Here is a 22,802-nt window from a genome sequence, read left to right as displayed (position 1 = left end):
TGATGTCAAACTTTCATTAACTGCAGAAAAGAAAACAAGGAAACGTATAAATGGAGGTTGAACACGTTGAATGGAAACGAACCCCACGGAGGGGTATTAATCAACCGCTGTGATCCCGCATGCCATTTTGAAGGGTGCGCGTGCCAAGCAGAGCTGGATCAGCTTGCACTGAGTGATCTGGAGCTTATCGCGATCGGCGGATACAGCCCGTTAACAGGTTTTTTGGGAGAAAAAGATTATCATCGTGTTGTGAAGGAAATGAGGCTGGCAAACGGCTTGCCGTGGAGCCTGCCGATTACGCTGCCTGTCGGAGAAAAAACAGCAAAACAGCTGTCTGCCGGAGATCACGTCAAGCTTGTGAAAGACGGTGTTACCTACGGCATGATCACAGTCACCGATATATACCAGCCTGATAAAACACAAGAAGCACTGTCTGTTTTTAAAACAAACGATCCTGCCCACCCAGGCGTAAAAAAATTGCTGGCGCGCCCGGATTACTATATCGGAGGGCCTATCACGGTCAGCCGCCTGCCTGACAAATCTTTCGAACAGTTTTATGCAACGCCCGCAGAAACAAGAGCGGCCTTTCAAAAACTCGGCTGGAAGACGATTGTCGGCTTTCAAACCAGGAACCCTGTTCACAGAGCGCATGAATACATTCAAAAAACAGCATTAGAAACGGTCGACGGTCTGCTGCTTCACCCGCTTGTCGGAGAAACAAAGTCAGACGATATCCCAAGCGATATCAGAATGGAGAGCTACCAGGCTTTGCTTAATCACTATTATCCAAAGGATCGTGTCATGTTATCGGTTTTCCCTGCCGCCATGCGTTATGCAGGTCCGCGGGAAGCGATTTTCCATGCGCTCGTCCGAAAAAATTACGGCTGCACCCATTTTATTGTAGGCCGTGATCACGCGGGTGTCGGCAGCTACTATGGAACATACGACGCCCAAAATATTTTTCAATCATTCACAGAGGAAGAGCTGGGCATCAAGCCGATGTTTTTTGAGCACAGCTTTTATTGCCGAAAATGCGGAAACATGGGCACCTCCAAAACATGTCCGCACAGCTCAAGAGACCACATCCACTTATCAGGCACAAAAGTGAGAGAGCTTCTCCGCCAAGGCAAAAAGCCGCCTAAAGAATTCAGCCGGCCTGAGGTCGCAGCCGTGCTGATCAAGGGACTTCACCAACAGCCTGTTGCCATCAAGCAAAACAGCGGGGAATTGCAATGACACACAATCCGAACATCATTTGGCATCCCGCTGCCATCTCAAAGTCTGACAGACAGTCCTTAAACGGACACAAAAGCTGCGTCCTCTGGTTTACAGGTTTGTCCGGCTCCGGAAAATCGGTGCTGGCCAATGCAGTCGATGAAAAACTTTACCGCAAGGGCATTCAGAGCTATGTGCTTGACGGTGATAATATCCGCCACGGCTTAAACAAAGATCTTGGATTTCAGACTGGTGACAGGATTGAAAACATCCGCCGGATCGGAGAAGTGGCGAAGCTGTTTGTCGACAGCGGGCAAATGATTTTAACGGCTTTTATTTCTCCATTCAGAGAGGATCGGGACATGGTTAGAGCACTCTTTCCTAAAGGTGAGTTCTTCGAAATTTATGTGAAGTGCCCGCTGCATGTTTGTGAACAGCGCGATCCAAAAGGGCTTTACAAAAAAGCGCGAAACGGAGAGATCAAACATTTCACCGGGATCGATTCTCCGTATGAAGCGCCGCTTTCACCCGATTTCATCATTGAGTCAGACCAGACCTCTATTTCCGATGGAGCTGATCTCATCATTAACGCACTGCAAAACAGAGGAATTATATAAAAAACCCGATCAATGTCGGGTTTTTTCTTATGAGTTGGAGAACTGCGCAATCAAACTGTTGATCTTCTCTTTTTCCTCATAAAATGCTCCGTGCCCGCTGTTTGCAAACGGAACCAATTCCGACTGTTTGATGCCGCGCTTCAATTCTTTCGCAAAATCAAACGGCGCAATTCTATCCTTTCTCCCGTGCAGGATCAGCGTCGGCACCTTGATTGCAGCAAGTTCCTTTCTGAGATCTTCGTCTCTTAATGCGATGCCCGAGTGGATCGTCCCGTAGGAGGAGGCCTCCAGCATCAGATTGAGAAACCACTGCCTAAGCTCTGGAGACACTTTTTTCTCAAAAAACTGTTTCCCTAAATCAGCCAGTGTTTTGGGCCGATCAGCTTTGAACAATTCAATCATATCGTCAATATCCTGCTTCCTCATCCCGTACGGATAACCCGGGCGTTTTGTAAACGCGGGGGCCGCCGCAGACAGTAAAATCAGCTTATCAACATCGGCTCCTTCATGCCGTCCCATATAACGGAGTGCAATGGCGCCGCCCATTGAAAAACCGGCAAGAATCGCATTCTCAAGCTGCAGCGTATAAATGACTGCTTTCACATCATCGGCCATCGTGTCATAATCGTAGCCTTCCCAAGGGCGGTCAGATTGCCCATATCCCCGCAAATCAACGCCGATAAAACGAAATCCCCTTTTCGGAAGCTCATTCATTTGATATTCAAACATCTTATGATTCAACGGCCACCCGTGCAAAAAGATGATCGGCCTTCCATGTCCGATATCCTCTACAAACAGTGTCACATGCTCCTCGGTTTTGATGTAATGCCCCATTCCGCATTCCTCCTGTTCCCCTTGGCTTTTTCGGCCTGTAAACGCCTTGACGTATAGGAATCTTTCCATTTATGCTTACAAAACAAGCGGGCTGCTATACCAAGAAAAGGCTCTTCACGATTTACTATATGTATCAATTTCCTTAACGATCTATTAAATTGAACCCGGAAGCCTCTGTTTTTCGGGCAGCAAAGGATGTCATCACATGAATAAAATCGCAATTCAAAAACCAAACATACCAGAAAACCTGCAAACCGCAGATTTTCATGATGCCGTGACGCAGGATGATGTAATCAGCATGCATCTGTTTGAAGATTGTACAATCTGCGGCGAAGATATCGAAAGACTCTGTGTTGAAAAAACGGTATTTAGAAATGTCGTCTTTATCGATGTGTCTTTTCGGCATATTGAACTGACCGATGTGATCTTTGAAAAATGCGATTTATCAAACGCCGATTTCAGCGGGGCTGTCATTCACAGAACTTCAGTTAAGCAGTCAAAAATGGTTGGAATGAATGTGGCGGAAGCAACGCTCCGGAATGTTTCATTCGAGGAATGCCACGGACATTTCAGTTCATTTTCGTACTCAAATATGAAACAAGTTCGATTTGATCACTGTGCTCTTATGCAAAGTGAATGCAGCAATACGGTGCTCCAGCAGACACACTTTGACGGATGCGAATTGGAAGGCGCCAGCTTTACCGGCACGTCCCTTCAAAACATGGACATCAGCACGTGCCGTTTTGAACAGCTTCATGTCTCCCTCGACAAATTGAAAGGCTGCAAAATCGCACCTGAGCATGCGATTGCCTTCGCCAGGGCACTGGGAGCTGTCATCGTATAACCAAAGCTTAGAACATCATCAGGCGGCGTGCTGTTTCAGCTGCCACTTTAATGCCAGTTTCCAAATCTCCAAGAGATGCATAGGAATATGACAGCCTGATGCTGTTTCGGTCTTCACCGTTATAAATGTAGCCGGGATTCACAAGCACCTGCCGTTTCAGCAATTCATAAAAGAAACGGCTGACAGGCAGGTTTTTGTGAAATGTCACCCAAATATAAAAGCCGCCTGCGGGAATCCGCCACGTGGCAATGTCCCCGGCATACCGCTCGAGAAAATGAACGGCGGCGTCTCTCCTTTCTTTAAGCTTCCTGCGTACCCAAGTCAGATGCTCTTCATAATATCCCTGTGACAGCCACTCGGCAGCCGCCCACTGGGACAGGCCGCTTGATCCGTAGTCTGTCTGCATTTTAATGTCCGCCAGCCTTTCAATAACCGGCTCCGGACCGGCAAGCCAGCCGATTCGCAGACCGGGGCTAACCGTTTTTGAAAACGTGCCCAGATACAGAATATTGCCCTCATGATCCATTGCTTTCAACGGCTGCGGAGGTTTTTCTTCAAACCATAAATCACCGTACGCATCATCCTCAATGATGGGCAGCTGCTCTTTTTTTGACAGGCTGATGATCTCTTTCCTTCGCTGCTCTGACATGACTGTGCCTGTCGGATTATGAAACGACGGAATCGTGTAAAGCAGCTGTCCTCCATATTGTTTTCGATTAGAAGAAACAAGCCCCGCTTTGACCCCTTCATCATCCATCGGCAAGCCGCGAAGCCGCATCCCAGCTGATTGAAATACATGCAAGGATTGAAGGTAGGACGGCTTCTCCGTCAAAATGACAGAATCTCGTTTTAAAAGTCCAATTGAGATGAGCTGAAGTGCCTGAAGTGCACCGGACACAATTAAAATTGCAGACGGTGACACATGGATCTTCTTTCCTTTTAAATGGTCGGCCACTGCCTCCCGCAGTTTACGGTTTCCTTTCGGCTGCTCATATCCTAAAGACAGGGCGCCCGGATTGATTTGCTGAAACATCCGTCCAATTGTGTCAGCAGGCACAAGATCCGGTGAAAGTTCTCCAGTCCCTAATCTGATGATATCCGCTCTTGGTTCGTTCTGATTAATAGCTTGAATGATGGAAGAATTGGCGCGATGAATGCCCGAACGGACGTAATCGCTCCAATCAAGCGGAGGCTCAGCCGCCAGCACGCTCCAAGTACTGTTTACAACCTTCGTACCGCCGCCTTTTCTTCCCTCTAACAAGCCTTGAGACGTGAGTTCATCTATGGCTGCTGTGACTGTGCTGCGGTTGACTTGAAACATGCCGGCCAGCGTTCTCTGTGAGGGGATTTTCGTCCCTACAGCCCACTCTCCGTGAAGAATCTTGTCTTTCATATATTGTTCGATCTGCCGATGCAGCGGAACATCCGACTTTCGGCTTGGCTGCCATTGCGACAAGGTCATGCCCCCCTTTTTTACACATTATACATTTGGCTGGTTCCTAACCCAACCAAATGGCTGGAGACTTTAGTGACAATCTCTCTTATGATTGAAAAAAAATGTGAAGGGAGCTTTTTCAGCATGAATGCAATCATTCACGGAATTGTGCTCGCGTTTGGCTTAATTTTGCCGCTGGGAGTGCAGAATGTGTTTATTTTTCAGCAAGGCGCGTGGCAAAAGCATATTTGGCGGGCTCTCCCAGCTGTCATCAGTGCTTCAGTCTGCGATACCCTGTTAATCGTATTAGCCGTTGCGGGCGTATCTGTCATTGTGCAGGAGCTGCCTGTGTTTGAGACAGTCATGATGGCCGGCGGATTTTTATTTTTGCTCTATATGGGCTGGGTGACTTGGAACAGCCGTCCGAACACAAGCCAAAACGAGAAACATACGTTCACACCAAAAAAGCAAGCTGCGTTTGCGGCCGCTGTTTCTCTTTTAAACCCGCATGCCATTCTGGACACGATCGGCGTCATCGGCACGAGCTCTCTTCAATATTCGGGGCTTGAGAAATGGCTCTTTATGGCCGCCTGCATCGCTGTGTCTTGGATTTGGTTTATCAGCCTTGCAATAGCGGGCCGGCTGTTTCAGGCGATAGATACGAGCGGCAGGCTTATGCTGATCGTAAACAAATGCTCTGCAGCGGTAATGTGGGCAGCGGCAGGATATTTTGGGGTGTCACTCTTTTGCAATTGAAGGAGAAACAGATGAAAAAAACGAATTTCTTAGAAAAGGGGGCATGCTGATGACTGATGCAAAACAGTTTTATGACTATCATTCTTGGGCAAACAAGAAAATATTTACCCATATCGAAAACCTGCCGGAGGAAACTGCCTACCAAGAAGTAAAGAGCGTATTTCCTTCTGTCAGCGACGTGCTGCTTCATATGTGCAGGGCTGACTACATTTGGCTGAATGTTCTTTCGGGAGTGGCCTACCAAGAGATTATAGACAGCGCAGGCAAATTAGAGTCCGCGCAAGGTAATATGGCAGCGATTAAACAGCACGCTGCCGAGCTGGAGTCACAGTATCATGATTTCTTCAGCCGCCAGACAGACTTAGAACAGACCTTCACAATGCAGCATCCGAAACTAGGTACACTGGAATCAACCTATGCAGACACCATCCTGCATGTCGTCAATCACGGCACTTACCACAGAGGGAACGTAACCGCCATGCTGAGACAGCTGGGCCATTCAGGCATACCTACTGATTATATGTACTATTTATATGAGAAAAGAGAAAGCAAGGGCTAAAATGTCCTTGCTTTTTTTTGCGGAAAGCCTCAAATGCAACATATTAGCTTTTACATACCTGTATAAGCGCGCTTCACATCTAGCTGTACCGGCATGCCGCTTCGAAAGGAATTGGTTGCGGCGATACCCACTTCTAAATTGATCGTCGCATCAATATCAGTCACAATCGGTGTTTTTCCATTCCGGACACACTCGGCGAAATGCTGAAGCTCCAAGCAGTAGGCTTCATGAAAACGAGTTTGAAAGTCTGGAATGATATCAAAACTGCTCCCTTTAGCCGATAGGATGGTCACATGTTGATATCTCAATGTCCCTATGAAAATACTGCCCTCTGTCCCGATAACCTCCGCCCGGATGTCATGTCCGTATGGAGAGGTTCTGCTTGCCTCGACGTCCCCCGCTGCGCCGGAGTCAAATTCAATATACGTCAGCGCCTGATCCACATCACCATACTGCTCCATAAACGGATTGTTCAGAATCCTGCCGTGTCCTGAAACAGAAGTGATTTCCGCCCCCAGCAAATAACGGGCAATATCATAGTCATGGATGGAACAGTCGATAAAAATTCCACCGCTGTGTTTGATAAATTCTGCGGGAGGCGCGCCTTGGTCGCGCGTAAAGCCTTTATAATAGATAGGTTTGCCGATTTCTCCAGCGTCGATCCGCCGTTTGGCATCTGCGTATGCTGGATCGAACCGTCTCATAAAGCCGACTTGGCAGATAACACCTGTCTCTTTCACTTTTTCAGAAACTGCTCTAGATTCCTCAAGGCTTAATGTCAGCGGTTTTTCAACGAAGATCATTTTGCCGTTCTCAGCTGCTTTGATGATCATATCACCATGTGTGCTTGTCGGCGTTACGATAATGACAGCATCAATGCCGGGATCTTCTAACACCTCATACGGGTCCTCTGACCATTTTTCGATACCGAATTCTCTGGCAACCTGCTCCGCTCTCCCTTTTAACGGATCACTGACACAAACCAGCTTTGCCCCCGGTACACTGGTGACGAGATTTTTCGCATGATCATAACCGAGCCTTCCTAATCCCAATACTGCACATCTTACTTGATGTTCCACGTCCCATCCTCTCCTTTATCTCATTTCAGGCTCGCTTTGAGAAAGCGCTTTCTCTTAACAACTAAAAAAAACAGCGATTCTATCCGCTCTGCCATTTTGCGCAAGCGCTTTCTCAAAAGATGGTTTCATTTTACACTGCCATTGGTTTACACGCAATATGTTTTTTTTGCTTCAACTGTCATAATGAAAAAACCCGCTCATTAGCGGGCTCATGTGTTGAGCGGTGATGTAGAATGTCTGACTACAAGCTCAGGCGGGAGCACTATTTTTTGTTTCGCCTTTCGTTTTCCCTCTATTGCTTCTGCCAGCAGTTCGATGACGCTCCGCCCCATCTCTTTTATCGGCTGGGCTACGGTTGTCAGGGGCGGAGCCGCCATTTCTGCGAGTATCGTATTATCAAAACCAATGATAGAAAGATCATCCGGCACTTTTATGCCTCTTATTCTCGCAGCTTGTATGGCGGCACAAGCCAATACGTCGTTGAAGGCAAAAATAGCAGTCGGAGCGTTCCTGTCGAGTAATTTTCCCGCTTCTTCCTTGCCGCTTTCCAAGGAAAACCGCGTCTGGATGATAAGTGATTCATCAATGGGCACGCCCGCTTCCTCCATCGCCTGACGGAAGCCTTTGATTCTATTTTTTTCGCCTGTCGTTGACCCGTCTCCGATAATGCAGGCGATGTTCGTGTGGCCGAGTGACAGAAGATGCTTGGCAGCCTCATATCCGCCACGAACGTCATCTATCACAACAATATCCATCGGAAGAAGCGGCTTATCCTGAGAAATCATGGCAATCGGAATTTGTTCACTGGCGATTTCCTCCAAAGCAGACATACTGTCATGGCTTTCAATCCCTGTTGCAAAAATAATGCCATCCACCTTTTTCTGTTTCAGCACAGAAAAATACTTTGTTTCTTTTTTTGGATCGTAATCGGTGCTGCAAATCAACATTTGAAAACCGAGCTCATCCGCTCTTTCCTCAATGCTTTTGGCCAGTTCGCCGTAAAACGGATTAGAAATATCAGGCGCCACGAGAGCAATCATATTCGTTCGTTTTCCCGTTAACGCCGCGGCGTGGACATTGGGCGTGTATGCCATTTCATTCATGACATTCATGACCTTCTGCCGTGTTTTATCGCTGATTCTCCCCGTATTGTTTATCACACGGGACACAGTTGTGATCGAGACACCCGCCGCCTTTGCCACATCGTAAATTGTTGTTTTCATGTTCATCCCTCGTCTGGTTATTGAACTTTCCGGCTGACAATTTTCCGGTATTCAATTGGTGAAATGCCTTCTATCTGCTTAAAGAGTTTTGAAAAGTATGTCGGATCTTCCATTCCGACCGTTTCCGCAATAACGCCCATTTTATCATTTGTAGAGGATAAAAGACGCTTCGCTTCCGTCATTCTCACCCGGTTCGTGTATTGTGCCGGAGTTACGCCGAGCACCTGCTGCATGCAGCGGCTCACATAATCCTGATGATAGTGAAGGGCGAGCGACAGATCCTTGATTGTCGTCTTTTCCTTATAGTGCTCCTGTAAGTACCGGGCCGCCTCCCAGGCTACCCGCTCTTTCGCAGACGGTATTTGGAACGCTTCTTTTTGAAGATGCAGCAACAGCTCCTCAAATAAGATTTGCTTTCTGAGCGGCAAATCAGAGTTTTCCGCGGAGTAATCGATCAGCTTTTCAAACTGCTGCGCCATAAACTGCGGGCGCTGCACCTTGCCTTTTCTCGGCAAGGCCAATCCGTAGCGGGCCGGCTCTTCGAAGCTCCCTTTTTCCTGCTGAAGCTCAGACCAGTTGCTGCCTCCCTTTGCCGTAAATTCATATCGATGTTCATCGAAGTGAAGCCAATAGTAGGAGGTTGCTTCATCACTGCCCTTCGTCCCGTAGTGTTCAAGACCGGGAGAAAGCAAGATGTACTCGCCGCCTTCAACAGAAAACGATGTTTCATTTTCCGTTATATATAACGTTCCCTGTTTGACATATATCAGATCAAATACGGAGAATACACGTTTCACATGGGTTTCTCCTTTTTTAAAAACCCCTTCCCCAGCTGCGATAAATACCGGAAAAGGCGGGACTGTAAACAGGATGCGAGGCATTTGAATCATCCTCCTTTTTAAGTCGGATTTTTACAAGAAGTATCGTTTCTATCCCTTTTTATTATAAGGAAATGGAGGTACACTTTAAAACGTTGATTTTATTTACGAAAGGGGTTAGACACTATGAAACAAGCTGTCTTCAAATCAACTGCTTTGAAAAAACCCGCTGACAAAACGTTCTCATTATTTTCGCTTACTTGGCCGATCTTTATTGAGGTCTCATTATATATGTTTATGGGTAATGCCGATACACTGATGCTCAGCCAATACTCGGATAACAGCGTGGCAGCAGTCGGCGTCAGCAACCAGATTTTAAATTTAATTATCGTGATGTTCAGCTTTATCGCAACAGGAACGACCGTTATCATTTCACAATTTCTAGGCTCACGGCAAAAGAAAGAAGCCATGGAAGTCGCTTATGTGTCAATCGGCGCCAACTTCTTCATCAGCCTGGCCATCAGCGCCGTCGTCTTTTTCGCGGCTGTCCCTCTGCTTCATATGATGGGATTATCAGACGCACTGATGCCTGATGCGAAAGTCTTTTTACAAGTTGTCGGAGGTCTGTCCTTTATTCAGGCTTTAATCATGACATTCAGCGCGATCTTAAAAAGCTACGGCTACACAAAAGATACAATGTTTGTCACTATCGGCATGAACATTTTAAACATTGCCGGAAACTTTGTTGTGATTTTCGGTTTGTTCGGCTTTCCTGTTCTCGGCGTTGCCGGTGTGGCCATGTCCACATCTATCGCCCGCGTCATCGGATTAATCGCGATGATTGTGATTGTCAACAAACGCATTCAGCTGAAGATGTCGCTGAAAAAAGTCTTTCATATGCATAAAGAGCATTTGCGCAAACTGCTGAAAATCGGCATTCCTTCTGCGGGAGAGCAGCTTTCATACAACCTTTCGCAAATGATTGTCACGTATTTTATCGCCATCATGGGCGCGCAGGCGTTGACAACAAAAGTGTATACGCAAAATATCACGATGTTTATTTTGCTGTTCGGCACTGCGATCAGCCAGGGTACACAAATCTTAATCGGCCGTTATATCGGCGGCAAACAATTTGATGCCGCTTATGAGCGCTGCATGAAGAGCTTATATTGGGCACTCGGAATTGCTGCGGCTACCTCTGTTTTGATGACGATCTTTTCAAAAGACCTGATCGGGCTCTTCACACAAAGCCCTGACATTATAGCAACTGCAAGCCTATTGATTGCCATGACCATTATCCTTGAACCAGGCCGCTCGTTTAATGTCATTATCATTAACTCTCTGCGGGCCGCGGGGGATGCGAAATTCCCGGTTTACATGGCAATGATTTCAATGTGGGGCATTGGCCTCCCGCTTGCTTATCTTTTCGGCATCCACCTCGGTTTCGGTCTTGCCGGCATTTGGATTTCTTTTATCGCTGATGAATGGGTCCGGGGAATCTTAATGTACAGAAGATGGCGCTCACGTATCTGGATTCAAAAAGGTATGGCGTAACACCCGGCTCAATCAAGGCCGGGTGTTTTTTAGATATCAGACAGAATCTGCTTCACTTCGGTCTCTGTAAGAGCGAAGTGATGTTGAAATACATCGTGCTGCTTTGCCCGGATTTTTTCTAAAACAGCCCGGTGCAAATGAAGAGCGGCTTTCACCGTTTTTTGAGAATACTGCGGAAATAGCGGCAAGGCATCCTGACACTCTTCAAGGTAGGCTTCTGCTTCAAAAGCGATATACTCCCACGTCATTGTGAACGCCTTATTCACGACTCCCTTTTGAAGGTCGTCCTCTGTATATCCAAATTGCTGCATCACTTCCCGCGGAATACGGCTTTTTTGCTGTTGGCCAGTGCCGATATCTCTCAGAATCCGAATCAGCTGAATCGCTAAACCGAGAGAACCGGCTGCGTGTGTCAGCTGTTTCTGATGCCGGCGCGCCATAATCGGGAGCAGCATCAATCCGGCTGCGCCGCCTGTCTGGTATGCGTGCATGAGCAATTCATCAAGGTTTCCAAACGGTTTATCTTCCGCTTTCTGTGCAGCAATGAACTCACGGAATGGCTCGCTGTCCAGAGTAAAGGTTTGGTACGCATGGCCGAAAGCCTTCCACAAAAAGTGATTCCCGTTATACGTCCCGGAAAAAACATTTTCCGCCTCAGCTTCAATGGCAGATAACGTGTTCTCATCCGCATTGGCCGCCGTATGGCAAAACGCCATAAACGCCCAAGCTGCCTGCCTTTGCTTCAGCGGAAGAAACGAAAATGCTTTGTAACAGGCTGGTTCGCAGGCGCTGACGATCTGGCCGCATTGCTGATAAGCTTCTTTTATCTCTTTCATTTTTCTCACTCCTATGTATCACTGCTTCTTCAAGTCTAGTATGTTTTTTCCTAATTGTATATGAAGAAAATGCCGATTCCTTTGAGCAGAATCGGCTTTTTCTTTATCCTTCATCAATATCAATGCGATACGCTTCAAACCATGTATGAATTTGAGCAAGATGGGCGATCAGCTGAGGCCCCTTCATGAGCTGCCCGAACCACGGCACCTTGAAGGAGGAGCCTTCCGTTTCTAAAAGCTGATCTAATTGTTTTCTGTCCAGCAAGGTATGGAGCACGGAGTCCTTTTGGCTTCTGATCGTTTTCAGCCATTCGCTGACGCCTTTTGTATATTCCGGATGATGTGTTTTCGGATACGGGCTTTTTTTGCGATACAGAATGTCATCAGGCAAAATACCTTCAAGCGCTTTGCGTAAAATGCCTTTTTCCCGATTATCATGCATTTTCATTTCCCACGGAATATTCCAAACATATTCCACAAGCCGGTGATCGGCGAACGGCACCCGCACTTCCAGGCTCGCCCCCATGCTCATGCGATCCTTCCGATCCAAAAGGTTCGTCATAAACCAAAGCATATTTAAATAGAACAGCTGTCTTCTTGCTTTATCCACACCCGTTTCACCATCTAATAATGGCGTTTCTGCCAAGGTTTCTTCATATTTGGCATTTACGTATTCTTTCAGATTCAATTTTTTCTGCCATGAGTCAGAAAGCAGCTTGATCCGCTCCTCCGTTGATCTCATCCATGGAAAGCCAGACTCAACATCTGCCGTATGGAACCACGGGTATCCGCCGAAAATCTCATCCGCGCACTCTCCCGATAGGCTGACGACAAAGTCCTTTTTGATTTCCCGGCAAAACCACAGCAGAGATGAGTCGACATCCGCCATTCCCGGCAAGTCTTTGACCAGTACAGCTTCCTCCAAATGATCAACGAGATCTTTTTGGCTGATGACGCATTTGTGGTGCGTTGTGCCGAAAGCCTCTGTCATTTTTTCAATCCATGGTCCGTCATCATTCGGCTGAAAAGCGCTTGCTTGAAAATATTTATCGTTCTCTTCGTAATCAATCGAATAAGTATGAAGCGGTGCTTTTCCTTTCTTTTCAAAATGGCCCGCCGCAATCGCTGTAATTGCGCTTGAGTCCAGACCGCCTGATAGGAATGTGCAAACCGGCACATCCGACACAAGCTGCCGCGTCACCGCGTCCTGAAATAACGATCTGACATTGGCAACCGTGTCATCAAAACTGTCCGTATGTTTTTCGCTTTCAACATTCCAATAACGCCAAATATTAAGTCCGTCTTTGGAAAATGTCAGCGCGTGAGCCGGGCGGATTTCTTTTATGCCTTTAAATATGCCAGTGCCCGGGGTTCTGGACGGTCCAAGACCGAAAATTTCAGAAAGTCCCGTTCTGTCCACTCGCGCTTTTATATCAGGGTGCGCGAGGATTGCCTTAATTTCTGATCCGAAGAGAAATGAAGAGCCTTCCTTCGTGTAAAAAAACGGCTTTACGCCGAGACGGTCTCTCGCGGCAAACAGCAGATTACGCTTTTCATCCCACACAGCGAAAGCGAATATGCCATTGAGATGGTCGACACAGTCTTCCTGCCATTCGATGTAGCTGTGCAGAAGCACCTCGGTATCTGACGTACGTTCGAATTGATGGCCCCGCGCCCGCAATTCTTTGCGCAAATCTTCCGTGTTATAAAGCTCGCCATTGTAAATAATGGTGTACGTATCGCCTTTATAGGTACACGCCATCGGCTGGCGTCCGCCTTCAATATCAACAACCGCAAGTCTTTTATGTCCGAATAAAACATGGTGCTCCCCCCAAACGTTTGAATCATCAGGCCCTCGTTTGGAAAGAGTGTCTGTCATTCTGTCCATCGTTTGTTTTTCCTGGACGAGCTGCTTTTTAAAATCGACCCAACCCGTAATTCCACACATGTGACATCAGCTCCAATCCCGTTTCTTTCGTAACAATTTCGTTTCTTTCAGCACCTTAGTAAGTTTATGCATCTATAGGCAGATAGTTGATTTGTCCATAAAAGAGTTGTATGGGACAGGCTTGAATTGGAAAGAAAAGAGAGGAATGAAGAAAAAGGAGACAGCATGGATGAAACGGAAACAATTGTTATATACAGAGGAACGAAAGTGGGAATACGGCACCATCCTCATTGAAGACGGCATCTGCTTAATCGAAAACGGTGAAGGCGATATACTGCTGGCGGACAGTCTCCAACACAGCCCAATCTGGATCCATCATAAAGGAAAGTGGGAGCAAGCCGGCTTCCAAGATCAATTGGTTCTGGCATGCGGTGAAGAAAACATCTCCCTTTCCGGGGGAGAACGCATCCGCTATGAGAAATCAGTCAAGCGGCCGCTCATGGCGCTTTTGGATTCGCTTGACGACGAAACCTTTCTCGCATTTCTACAGCACTTGCACAGCTTCGGCTTATCGGTATTCGATTGCGTCTTTTCTTATAATAAAGGAGTCTTTTCGAATACTTCGGCGGGGCAGGGTGTGTCCTTTTATCACTTTTCAAATGACACCGCACAATGCGCGATGCAGCATCACTACAGCAGCGAAGGGACAGGAGACCGTTTTGAATGGACGGCTTCAAACGGAAAGCGATCCATTATGTATTCAGCAGTCCAACGGGGGCGCAAATAAAAAAGCGGTGCATCGAGCACCGCTTTTTGGTTACTTTTCAACAACAACTTTTGCTTCCTTGCTTTCTTTTTTATCTGTATCCGCAGCCGTGACGTACAGCACCGTTCCGGCTTTTTGTTTTTTGATTTTCACCGAAAACGTTCCTTTCGCGTCAGCTTTGGCAGAAGCAATGACTTTCTTTGATTTGTTTTTCACTCTGATCATCGCTTTGCTGTTTGCCTTCCCTTTTACTGCCGTATCCTTCGTTTTCACCGCGTTTACTTTCGGTGTGCCGGAAGGTTTTCCTTTGACGACGACAACTTTATACGATGTTTTCGCATCGCCTTTTGTTGCTTTCACATACAGTACTTGATCCTGTTTTTGAGTCGCGATATTAACCTTGAACGCATTGTCTTTTCCGGCTTTGGCGCTGCCGAGTTTCTTTTTGCCGTTCATCACCTCGATAAGTGTGCCTTCCTTCGCGTTTCCTCTGACAGCTGTTTGAGTGCTTTCCAGCTTGTTGACCTTAAGCTGTAAATCAGCTGCGCTGACAGCCTTCATGACATTCAGCCGCCCGTAGCCTGAATGCCAGTCTACACCAGGTGTCTTCGGAATTTCAATCGGATCGCCATAATCGTCATACAACTCTTCTTCTCCGCCATCGACACTTTCAAAGGAAATATCATCTGCCGTCTTTTTCAACATATCCTCAACTTCTGTGCTTTTCAGTTTAGGATTTTGAGCAAACAGCAATCCTGCAGCAGCTGCAGCATACGGCGTCGCCATAGACGTTCCGCTCATGTACGTGACATTTCCGTTCGGCACTAAGCTCGGGATATCCGACCCTGGAGCAGAGATGTCCAGACCTTTTCCATAGTTAGAGAAATCAGCGGTCATATCCATGCGGTTCGTTGCGCCGACCGACATCACATATTTAGAAGATGCAGGATAAGATAAGGCATTTTCTCCATCATTCCCGCTGGCTGCGGCAATCAACACATTTTTGTCAGCTGCGTACTTCAAAGCAAATTCAAGCACGCGGCTGTAGCCTCCGCCTAAACTTAAATTAATCACCTTTGCTCCTTTGTCAGCAGCATATTTGATGCCGAGAGCAATTTGTTCAGTATCTCCGGAACCTGCGGAATCAAGCACTTTTACAGGGATGATTTTTGCTTTGGCATTCAATCCAGTCATTGAATAGCCGTTATCGCTTTGGGCCGCAATAATGCCTGCGACATGCGTCCCATGCCCCTGATCATCCATTGCATTGTTATTCCGTCCGACAAAATTGTGTCCGAGATCTGTTCTTACTTTTCCTTTTAAATCGGCAAGCGTGCTGTCTACGCCTGTGTCTACTACTGCAATGAGTGTATCGTTAAGCTTGCGTTTGGACAGCAATGTGTTGGCAGGCTCATATTTCACATCCGCATTTTTGACACCGCCGGTTTCACCGTTGTTTTTAAGGGGCCATTGATAAGGGTACTGAATATCGTTTGCCAGGCTTTTGTATTCCTGCACGGGTTCCGCAAACTCTACATTGGACATCTTGGATAGTGTCGCAGCAGCGCTTTTGACCCTTTTGGCGCTTGCCGTATATGCGCCGTTCTGTTTCTCGTCTTTCGGAAGTTCAAATGAATACAGATTGTCAAACAGTTTCTTTGCCTTTTTCACATTGGATATGTCTTTTTTCGATTGCGCGCTTGCAGAAAAGCCCTTCATTTCATTATGTACGGATGAGAGGCTTTTATTGTCCTTCACCTTGAAAATAACCTTTGTTGTCTGAACTTCACTTTTTGCTGCAATATTGTTTTCTGTTAAAATGGCTCCGGCTGTTTTGCCTTGCAGCTGCTTCATATTTAGTCGGTCCGCTTGTTTCTTTATCTCCTCTTTAAGGAATGACGGGACTGATTGTAAAGCTTTATCATATAGCCGGTTGATCGCTTTTTGATCCTTTTCAGTGACCTTATACGAAGATGATGCTCCGTTTTCTGACACATCGTCAAATAACGGCTTTAATGTCACAAGATCCTGATAGATTTCATTTCTTGCTGTTTTATTGAGTGCGAGCTTTGCAACGATAAACGGTGCTGCTTTGTAATAAAGGCTTGTCAGTTCTTTGCCTTCAGCTGTTTGGCTCAGCTGCTCATCACGAATCGCTCTCAGCTTATCCAGGATGCCTTTTCCTGATTTCTTCTGATCGACACTCATTTCAACCGGACAAGCTTCTTCCTCTTCTAAATCTGACGGCTGTTTTTTGGTGCCTTTATACCCGATCGTATACTTGGCTTCTGCAGCTGCTTCTGCCGTTCCGCCGTCCTCTGGTTCTTCTCCGAGGTATTCAACTTTTACATAGTAAGGGCCGCTCCACGCGTATGGAAAAATGACTTCGCTTTTTCCATCCTCCGCTGTGAAAGAACGGTACATCTCAAACGTTTCATCTTTAAGCGCTTTTTCCTTACTTGGATATACAGATACATTCAGTACTGAATCACTCTTTACGGTCAGTGCCATATGTGAGTTTTTCTGAATATCCGTTGCTCCCGGGGTCACTTTGTACCATTTCACCTGTTCCGGCTCCTTCATGGCGCCTGTCTGCTCTTTGCCGTTTTCCAGAGCAGCCGCCTGATCGATCGCGCCGGCCGCTGCAGCTTTGGTTCCCGGAGAAAAAAGGCTGAAAATCAGTGCAAAAATAAGCACTGCCGCCACAACCGAGCTGAATTTTCTGCGTTTCATGTTATCCCTCCTGCAAAATAATGAATCTCCTTGAAGGTATCATAATTTCATAGGACGAGATACCGCTTACAGGGAATTTTAAGGTTATTTTAAATGATTTGGAATATGAGGGGATAAATATAAAAAAACCCAACTCTATCAAAGAGCCGGGTTCATAGGTTTTTCTATTAAAACAATTGAAAACCAATTGGCAAATGCAGACCGAGCAGCACTGTCAGCAAAAGGACAATGACGAAGCCGACCCACAGGCCTCCTGTTGATTTTTCTTTTTTCTTGCGGATGAGGAGCATTTCCATCAGGCCGATGGTGATAATGCCCAGAATCATTTTGCCGGCGTATTCTCCGTTCCAGTTGGCGAAACGGACAAACAGCTCAGCTCCTGTCAAAATAATAAGGATATAGAATAACCGCAGAATCATATGAGTGATTTTTGCGCCCTTTGCACTTCCTGACGAATACAGCGAGTAGCTGACGAAAAGCAGAATCAGCGCTACCACCCATGTCGTAATATGTAGGTGTGTCATATATGTTCCCCCTATCAGATAAATTACCCCACTTATAGTACCATGAACTTGTCCTCTGCCACAAAGATGATTATCAGAAAAAACGGGCGGGTCCGGGTCCGCCCTCCAGTTTTATTCAGCCAATTTGGTTTGACAGCGTTCCGATCGGGTCAATTGTAATATCAATTTTGTCACCTGACCGCAAGAATTTTGGAGGCGTAAACCCCTTGCCGACACCAGACGGCGTACCGGTGGCAATGATGTCGCCCGCTTCAAGCGTCATCCCCTTTGAGAGGGTTTCAATTAATTCCGGAATGGAAAAGATCATATCGCTTGCCGAACCGGATTGGCGCAGCTCGCCGTTGACTCTTGTTTCAACCTTGAGGCGCTCTGGCTCCTGAATAGATGATTTATGTACAAGCACGGGCCCCATCGGACATGTCGTATCCAAGCTTTTTCCGATAAAAAACTGCTTATGCCTTTTTTGCAGATCACGCGCCGTGATATCATTCACAATCGTATATCCGAAAACATGGTCATAGGCATCTTCTTTTGAAATGCGGGTCCCGCTTTTTCCGATCACGACAGCAAGTTCTCCCTCATAATCAAGCTGAGAGGTAACCTCTTCATGGCTCTTTACGATATCACCATGCCCCGTAACCGTTACCGGTGATTTTGTAAATACCATCGGATGCTCCGGAATATCAGCCTCGCTCCCCATTTCAATCGCGTGATCCCGGTAGTTTTTGCCGATGCAGATGATATTTTTTGATGGCTTCGGAATGGGTGCATGGAGCTTCACCTCAGATAATGAATACATAAATGATCCCAGCTCATCATTCGGTTTCTTTGCCCACTCGGCCAGCTGCCTTGCATGCGCAACGAATTTATCCCCTTCTGCGATACATTCAATCAGCGATCCCGGAATCGTCTCAAGTTCAAACAGTTTTTTTTCAGCCTTTTGCAAATCCATAATTTTCTCATCGTCAATGATCAGGCCGACAAACATTCGGTTGTAAAGTTCCCCTGTCGCAAATTTCATGTTATTCCTCCATCATCTTTTAAATCAAAATGCTCCTTCATGTATTCTCTGTCGAATGCTGAAATCCCTTTTTCTCAATTCCGTTTTCATTTCGTTTCAGGACGGGCTTGCTCTACATATCATACAAATGTCGTTTTGAGAAGGAGGAAAGAATATGGAGCGCGTGCATTTATTTTTTCATCGGGAGCAGCTGAAAAGTAAAGGTACTGCCAAGGGGCTTTTCGTAACAGATCAATCTGTTTCTCCCATTCTTCTCACACAGCGTGACAGAGCGGAAAAGGCATCCTATGAAATCAGCTGGGAAAAGTCTCTGCTTGGTGAAAGGACACTTTTTTTGAATGCAGAACAGGATGATCCGTCCCTGATGCGGCGCAGACTCGCCTATTGTTTTTTTGACCAGATCGGCGTACCTGCTCCCGCTGCCTCGTACAGCTTTCTGACCATCAATGGCCAGCCTGAAGGCATTTATTTGAACATCAAGAACCATCAGCCAGCCGGTAAAACGAGTTACGAAGCAAAGACGGCCGATCCAAGGGTTCCGTTGTCCCTTTTTAACAATGATTCCTCGGCATTCTTACATGAATTTTTCATACTGATCCGCACAGCCGGAGATGACGAATTGGCTGAAAGGATTAAATTGTATCTGGATGTCAAGCTGTTTTTTTTGTGGCTGATCGGCAACGCCTGCACCAATCAAGGCTTTTACTACACATTTTGTTTAAACGAATCAGGCCGGCTTTACGTTTCCCCGATGGAGACAAGATCGCTTGCCGTACAAGAATGGTATGAAGAAGACCCGCTTCTGACAAAAGGAAAGACGCTTTCGTCAAGGCTTCTATCCATTCCCGCCTTCCGGTCGCAATATCATACCTTAATGAAAAACGTGCTGAAGCGGTCGTTTACTATTGAACGATTATCTCCTCTCATCAACGAATGGCACCTTGACATTTGTCAAAGTGCTGCTGATGATCCTTTTATCAAAAAAAGCCCCTTTCAGATCGAAAAGGAGCAGACAAACATACTTAGAGAAATTGAGGAACGGCAGGACTTTTTGCAAGCACACTTAGCAAGACTTTAGTCCTTTCTCCATTAAAAAAGGCCGCAGCAAAAATTGTCGCTTTTTTAGTCAAATTGACGAAAGGCAACCTTTTGAGCCAAAATAGGTTATACTAACGATATCCTGTATTTATATCAAAATAAAATCTAGAATTGGAGATAGCGTAATGAACAGTAAAATTGAAGAAATGAGGATCACACTAATTGAAACCGCACAAAAATACGGCATGAATTCAAAGGAAACGATTCAATGCAGCCAAGAGCTGGATATCCTGCTGAATACCCGGATTAAAGAAGAAATGATTTTTGGGAGATATCTTGAAAACTCCCGTATGTAAATCATTTTCTATAACAATTAGAATACACCACATGTAACTCCGCTTTTTGCTCAGCACTTCTGGGATATACCTCAGGGCGAGAATGTGCCCGCCCAAAAATCGAATACCGCAGCACGACATACTCCAAAAAGCATTCTACACGCAAAAACACCAAAGAAATAAACAAAAATCACCATAGGCGGATAGCGGCATCCTTCGCCGCATTTCCGCTCAATTTATACCCAACATCCTCTTTTGCCATGTTTAAACATAACGGCCCGAAAAAATAAAACGCTTTCATCAAGAGCCCTTATGTCCCCTTTAAATTTCTCTCACACATATGTGCGTTTGTCATAAGCTATCGTGAATAGCCCAATTGAAATCAGAATTGTCATTTCACTTTACCTGTCTTTTTTTAATTTTTCAACAAAGGATGTGCTCGTATGCCGGCCATTGTCGGAGCGTTTAAAATTAATGCGATTGGTACGAGCGGAGTCGTTCACATCGGGGACTGCATTACGATTTCTCCTCAGGCTCAGGTCAGAACGTTTGCCGGTGCTGGCAGCTTTAATACCGGCGACAGCCTCAAGGTGATGAATTATCAAAACGCGACGAATGTGTATGACAATGATGCGGTTGATCAGCCGATCGTGGCCAATGCGTAAAAGGAGTGAGACTCATGAACTTCTATATTAATCAAACCATTCAAATCAACTATCTCCGGCTGGAATCAATCAGCAACTCCTCCATTCTGCAAATCGGGAGCGCCGGATCAATCAAGTCTCTGTCAAATTTGTATAATACAGGGAGTTATGTAGAACCGGCACCAGAAGTTTCTGGCTCAGGGCAACCGCTCCAGCTGCAGGAGCCCGACACAGGTTCATTGGTCCCGCTCCAGCCTCCTGGCCGTTAATCATATGAAAGAGGTGAAGAACATGTATGATCAATCTGTTTCCTCTTACCTGCAAAACTTGAATTCCTTCGTTCAGCAGCAGGCGATTCACATTCAGCAGCTCGAACGTCAGCTGAAAGAGATTCAAACTGAAATGAATACGATGAAACAGCGGCCGGCCACTACCATTGAGCGTGTGGAGTATAAATTTGATCAGCTGAAAATTGAAAGGCTCGACGGGACTTTGAACATCGGCTTAAATCCGACTGACCCGAACAGCGTCCAAAACTTTGAAGTCAGCCAGTCGACACCGCAAATCGGGATGATGCAGCAGGAAGAGAGCGCTCAGCTCATGCAGCAGATCCGCCAGAATGTCGACATGTACTTAACTGAGGAAATCCCAGATATTTTGGAACAGCTTGAAAATCAATATGACAGCAGACTTGACGATACAAACAGACATCATGTTATTGAAGACATCAGAAAACAAATGGACAGCCGGATTCACTATTATATGTCCCATATCAAAAAAGAAGAAAATACACCGCCTGCACAATATGCAGAACATATCGCTGAGCATGTGAAGCGTGATGTCATCCGCGCTGTAGAACACTTTCTGGAGCATATTCCATCAGAAATGAAAGGAGATGAGCAAGCATGATCTTTACAGTCATCAACCGCAGCTTGGAAGTCGGGGACATCCGGATGAACGGTGTGTCCAGTTCCTCCGTTTTCCACATCGGAGACACTGAATCCATTTACCTGTCTTCTATTTTTGATACACCGCCTGAATCTCTTATTATCGGGCCGTTTGCTCCGATTGCTCCAGAATAATGCTTAAACGCATATCACGCATCAGACTAGTTAAGTTTAATTCCCTCGGGATCGCAAGTGTGTTTCAAGTTGGCGACACAAATGAAATCGATATGAGTGTAAAAGTATTTGCTGTTCAGCGTTCTCTGTCCACGTTTTACATTAATGAAGGCTCATTTAACAAAAAGGAATATCAGATCTTTCAGCAGCAGGCAGTGAAGCCGATTCCCGAAACAGGTGTACAAAGCGCATTTTGCCACGAGGTGCCGGCTATTTATGTTCGCAGCATTAAAATTCAAGGGGTGTCCGCCTCTTCTGTTTTACATGCTGGTTCAGCTTCGCTTATCCGCGGTGATGCGAGAATCAAACATATCAGACAGATTCAGTCTCCGCGCTCACAATCGCCCGCCAAGAACATATAATAAACAGAGACTTCGATAAAGGGTGTCGTTTATGCCAGCAATTGTCGGGCCTATAGCTATCAATTCCATATCGGGCGGAGTCGTAAACTTTGGTGATTCCTTTTACCTTTCTCCGAAAAGCTCTTCAAAATCTGCGCTCGGTTCGGGAGCAGGAAACACGGGAGATTTCCTTCTATTAAATAACGCAGTCAACGCGACAAATTATATAGACCCCGATGTCAACGATCAGGATATGGTTGGAAACGGATAAAAGCAGCCGCTCTGCAAAGAGAGGGCTGCTTTTTAGTCATTTTTTCTTTTTTCGTTCATTTGATTTCTTTGTTTTGATCAGCTTCTCAGGCGGCTGTTTTCTGATCCATTTGACAAATCGGGCAAGCTCTGGATCGCTTCTGAGTTCAGCCATTCCGTTTAAACGTACAGCGAGCTCTTGATTGGTATATAAGGCATGAATCTGTTTATGGCAAGGAATACAGAGCATCGCTGTCGGCAAAAACGTTCCGCCTTCCTCTTTCGGTGTGAGATGATGCTCTGTCTGCTGGACATTGCTCCGGCCGCACAGCTCACATATTCCGGCAGTCTGCTTTGCCATACCCGCTCCTC

General features: G+C 46.2%; 25 protein-coding genes and 1 pseudogene. 15 read left to right on the top strand and 11 right to left on the bottom strand.

What is annotated here, in order from left to right:
• Positions 1–66: 66 nt before the first annotated feature.
• Together sat and cysC are read left to right on the top strand one after the other, a co-directional pair.
• Positions 67–1,236 (top strand): sulfate adenylyltransferase, encoded by a 1,170-nt coding sequence (gene sat, locus NYE56_RS05440; protein WP_038829192.1) that lies wholly within the window; start codon positions 67–69, stop codon positions 1,234–1,236.
• Entirely contained in the window at positions 1,233–1,832 is a 600-nt protein-coding gene (gene cysC, locus NYE56_RS05435) for an adenylyl-sulfate kinase (RefSeq protein WP_003245829.1), read from the top strand. The genes sat and cysC overlap by 4 nt, the downstream gene beginning before the upstream one ends.
• Before the next feature lie 27 nt (positions 1,833–1,859).
• On the opposite strand, the gene NYE56_RS05430 is transcribed toward cysC, so the two are convergent.
• Entirely contained in the window at positions 1,860–2,666 is an 807-nt protein-coding gene (locus NYE56_RS05430) for an alpha/beta fold hydrolase (RefSeq protein WP_341283578.1), read from the bottom strand.
• 205 nt (positions 2,667–2,871) lie between these two features.
• Between NYE56_RS05430 and NYE56_RS05425 the strand changes: the two genes are divergently transcribed.
• Complete coding sequence (locus tag NYE56_RS05425) at positions 2,872–3,510, top strand: pentapeptide repeat-containing protein (protein ID WP_014479410.1); 639 nt, start codon at positions 2,872–2,874, stop codon at positions 3,508–3,510.
• Between the two features lie 7 nt (positions 3,511–3,517).
• On the opposite strand, the gene NYE56_RS05420 is transcribed toward NYE56_RS05425, so the two are convergent.
• Positions 3,518–4,972 carry an aminotransferase-like domain-containing protein gene (locus NYE56_RS05420; RefSeq protein ID WP_341283577.1) on the bottom strand — a complete coding sequence of 485 codons (1,455 nt, stop codon included), beginning with the start codon at positions 4,970–4,972 and terminating at the stop codon, positions 3,518–3,520.
• Between the two features lie 66 nt (positions 4,973–5,038).
• On the opposite strand from NYE56_RS05420, the gene NYE56_RS05415 reads away from it, so the two are divergent.
• Together NYE56_RS05415 and NYE56_RS05410 are read left to right on the top strand one after the other, a co-directional pair.
• Positions 5,039–5,701, top strand: coding sequence for a LysE/ArgO family amino acid transporter (locus NYE56_RS05415; RefSeq protein ID WP_341283576.1), 663 nt, complete (start codon positions 5,039–5,041; stop codon positions 5,699–5,701).
• Positions 5,702–5,750: 49 nt separating this feature from the next.
• On the top strand, positions 5,751–6,260 hold the full coding sequence (locus NYE56_RS05410) for a DinB family protein (RefSeq protein ID WP_038428145.1): 510 nt from the start codon (positions 5,751–5,753) through the stop codon (positions 6,258–6,260).
• Between the two features lie 50 nt (positions 6,261–6,310).
• Here the strand turns inward: NYE56_RS05410 and iolX are convergent, their stop codons facing one another.
• From iolX to NYE56_RS05395, 3 genes are all read right to left on the bottom strand, one after another.
• Positions 6,311–7,339 (bottom strand): scyllo-inositol 2-dehydrogenase, encoded by a 1,029-nt coding sequence (gene iolX, locus NYE56_RS05405; protein WP_341283575.1) that lies wholly within the window; start codon positions 7,337–7,339, stop codon positions 6,311–6,313.
• Positions 7,340–7,548: 209 nt separating this feature from the next.
• A complete protein-coding gene (gene degA, locus NYE56_RS05400) occupies positions 7,549–8,562 on the bottom strand; it encodes a transcriptional regulator DegA (RefSeq protein ID WP_003245813.1) in 1,014 nt (337 codons plus the stop codon).
• 17 nt (positions 8,563–8,579) lie between these two features.
• Positions 8,580–9,443 carry an AraC family transcriptional regulator gene (locus NYE56_RS05395; protein WP_268554856.1) on the bottom strand — a complete coding sequence of 288 codons (864 nt, stop codon included), beginning with the start codon at positions 9,441–9,443 and terminating at the stop codon, positions 8,580–8,582.
• A 123-nt stretch (positions 9,444–9,566) separates the two neighbouring features.
• Between NYE56_RS05395 and NYE56_RS05390 the strand changes: the two genes are divergently transcribed.
• Positions 9,567–10,934, top strand: coding sequence for an MATE family efflux transporter (locus tag NYE56_RS05390; protein WP_003233074.1), 1,368 nt, complete (start codon positions 9,567–9,569; stop codon positions 10,932–10,934).
• Positions 10,935–10,963: 29 nt separating this feature from the next.
• On the opposite strand, the pseudogene NYE56_RS05385 reads toward NYE56_RS05390, so the two are convergent.
• Positions 10,964–11,792: pseudogene (locus NYE56_RS05385) on the bottom strand (phytoene/squalene synthase family protein).
• A gap of 81 nt (positions 11,793–11,873) precedes the next feature.
• Positions 11,874–13,718 carry an asparagine synthase (glutamine-hydrolyzing) gene (asnB, locus tag NYE56_RS05380; RefSeq protein WP_335449127.1) on the bottom strand — a complete coding sequence of 615 codons (1,845 nt, stop codon included), beginning with the start codon at positions 13,716–13,718 and terminating at the stop codon, positions 11,874–11,876.
• A 145-nt stretch (positions 13,719–13,863) separates the two neighbouring features.
• Between asnB and NYE56_RS05375 the strand changes: the two genes are divergently transcribed.
• On the top strand, positions 13,864–14,445 hold the full coding sequence (locus NYE56_RS05375) for a DUF2777 domain-containing protein (protein WP_123373639.1): 582 nt from the start codon (positions 13,864–13,866) through the stop codon (positions 14,443–14,445).
• A 30-nt stretch (positions 14,446–14,475) separates the two neighbouring features.
• On the opposite strand, the gene wprA is transcribed toward NYE56_RS05375, so the two are convergent.
• The 3 genes from wprA to NYE56_RS05360 all read right to left on the bottom strand — a co-directional run bounded on the left by wprA (position 14,476) and on the right by NYE56_RS05360 (position 18,702).
• Entirely contained in the window at positions 14,476–17,157 is a 2,682-nt protein-coding gene (gene wprA / locus NYE56_RS05370; RefSeq protein WP_341283574.1) for a cell wall-associated protease WprA, read from the bottom strand.
• A gap of 167 nt (positions 17,158–17,324) precedes the next feature.
• On the bottom strand, positions 17,325–17,681 hold the full coding sequence (locus NYE56_RS05365) for a YisL family protein (RefSeq protein WP_003244937.1): 357 nt from the start codon (positions 17,679–17,681) through the stop codon (positions 17,325–17,327).
• Positions 17,682–17,796: 115 nt separating this feature from the next.
• Positions 17,797–18,702, bottom strand: a complete 906-nt coding sequence (locus NYE56_RS05360; RefSeq protein ID WP_003245441.1) for a fumarylacetoacetate hydrolase family protein — start codon at positions 18,700–18,702, stop codon at positions 17,797–17,799.
• A 154-nt stretch (positions 18,703–18,856) separates the two neighbouring features.
• Here NYE56_RS05360 and NYE56_RS05355 point away from each other — a divergent pair, with 154 nt between their 5' ends.
• The 8 genes from NYE56_RS05355 to NYE56_RS05320 all read left to right on the top strand — a co-directional run bounded on the left by NYE56_RS05355 (position 18,857) and on the right by NYE56_RS05320 (position 22,452).
• Positions 18,857–19,780: a CotH kinase family protein gene (locus tag NYE56_RS05355; protein WP_341283573.1), complete on the top strand. Its 924-nt coding sequence runs from the start codon at positions 18,857–18,859 to the stop codon at positions 19,778–19,780.
• Between the two features lie 145 nt (positions 19,781–19,925).
• Positions 19,926–20,096, top strand: a complete 171-nt coding sequence (yisI, locus tag NYE56_RS05350; protein ID WP_003233086.1) for an aspartyl-phosphate phosphatase YisI — start codon at positions 19,926–19,928, stop codon at positions 20,094–20,096.
• 422 nt (positions 20,097–20,518) lie between these two features.
• Positions 20,519–20,740 carry a spore germination protein gene (locus NYE56_RS05345; protein WP_003233088.1) on the top strand — a complete coding sequence of 74 codons (222 nt, stop codon included), beginning with the start codon at positions 20,519–20,521 and terminating at the stop codon, positions 20,738–20,740.
• Positions 20,741–20,754: 14 nt separating this feature from the next.
• Positions 20,755–20,988, top strand: coding sequence for a spore germination protein GerPB (gene gerPB, locus NYE56_RS05340; RefSeq protein WP_003233090.1), 234 nt, complete (start codon positions 20,755–20,757; stop codon positions 20,986–20,988).
• 22 nt (positions 20,989–21,010) lie between these two features.
• Positions 21,011–21,628, top strand: coding sequence for a spore germination protein GerPC (locus NYE56_RS05335; protein ID WP_014476381.1), 618 nt, complete (start codon positions 21,011–21,013; stop codon positions 21,626–21,628).
• Positions 21,625–21,801, top strand: coding sequence for a spore germination protein GerPD (gene gerPD / locus NYE56_RS05330; protein WP_014476380.1), 177 nt, complete (start codon positions 21,625–21,627; stop codon positions 21,799–21,801). The genes NYE56_RS05335 and gerPD overlap by 4 nt, the downstream gene beginning before the upstream one ends.
• On the top strand, positions 21,801–22,202 hold the full coding sequence (locus NYE56_RS05325; protein ID WP_341283572.1) for a spore germination protein GerPE: 402 nt from the start codon (positions 21,801–21,803) through the stop codon (positions 22,200–22,202). Before gerPD ends, NYE56_RS05325 begins: the two co-directional genes overlap by 1 nt.
• A gap of 31 nt (positions 22,203–22,233) precedes the next feature.
• Positions 22,234–22,452, top strand: a complete 219-nt coding sequence (locus NYE56_RS05320) for a spore germination protein (protein ID WP_003233096.1) — start codon at positions 22,234–22,236, stop codon at positions 22,450–22,452.
• Positions 22,453–22,488: 36 nt separating this feature from the next.
• On the opposite strand, the gene hlpB is transcribed toward NYE56_RS05320, so the two are convergent.
• Positions 22,489–22,791, bottom strand: a complete 303-nt coding sequence (gene hlpB / locus NYE56_RS05315; RefSeq protein ID WP_341283571.1) for an HNH nuclease-like protein HlpB — start codon at positions 22,789–22,791, stop codon at positions 22,489–22,491.
• Positions 22,792–22,802: the final 11 nt, after the last annotated feature.

It is taken from the genome of Bacillus sp. FSL R5-0603 (genome assembly GCF_038050295.1).
GTDB lineage: Bacteria > Bacillota > Bacilli > Bacillales > Bacillaceae > Bacillus > Bacillus subtilis.
The sequence above is the reverse complement of the archived record's forward strand: the minus strand, read 5'-3'. Positions and strand labels throughout refer to the sequence as shown.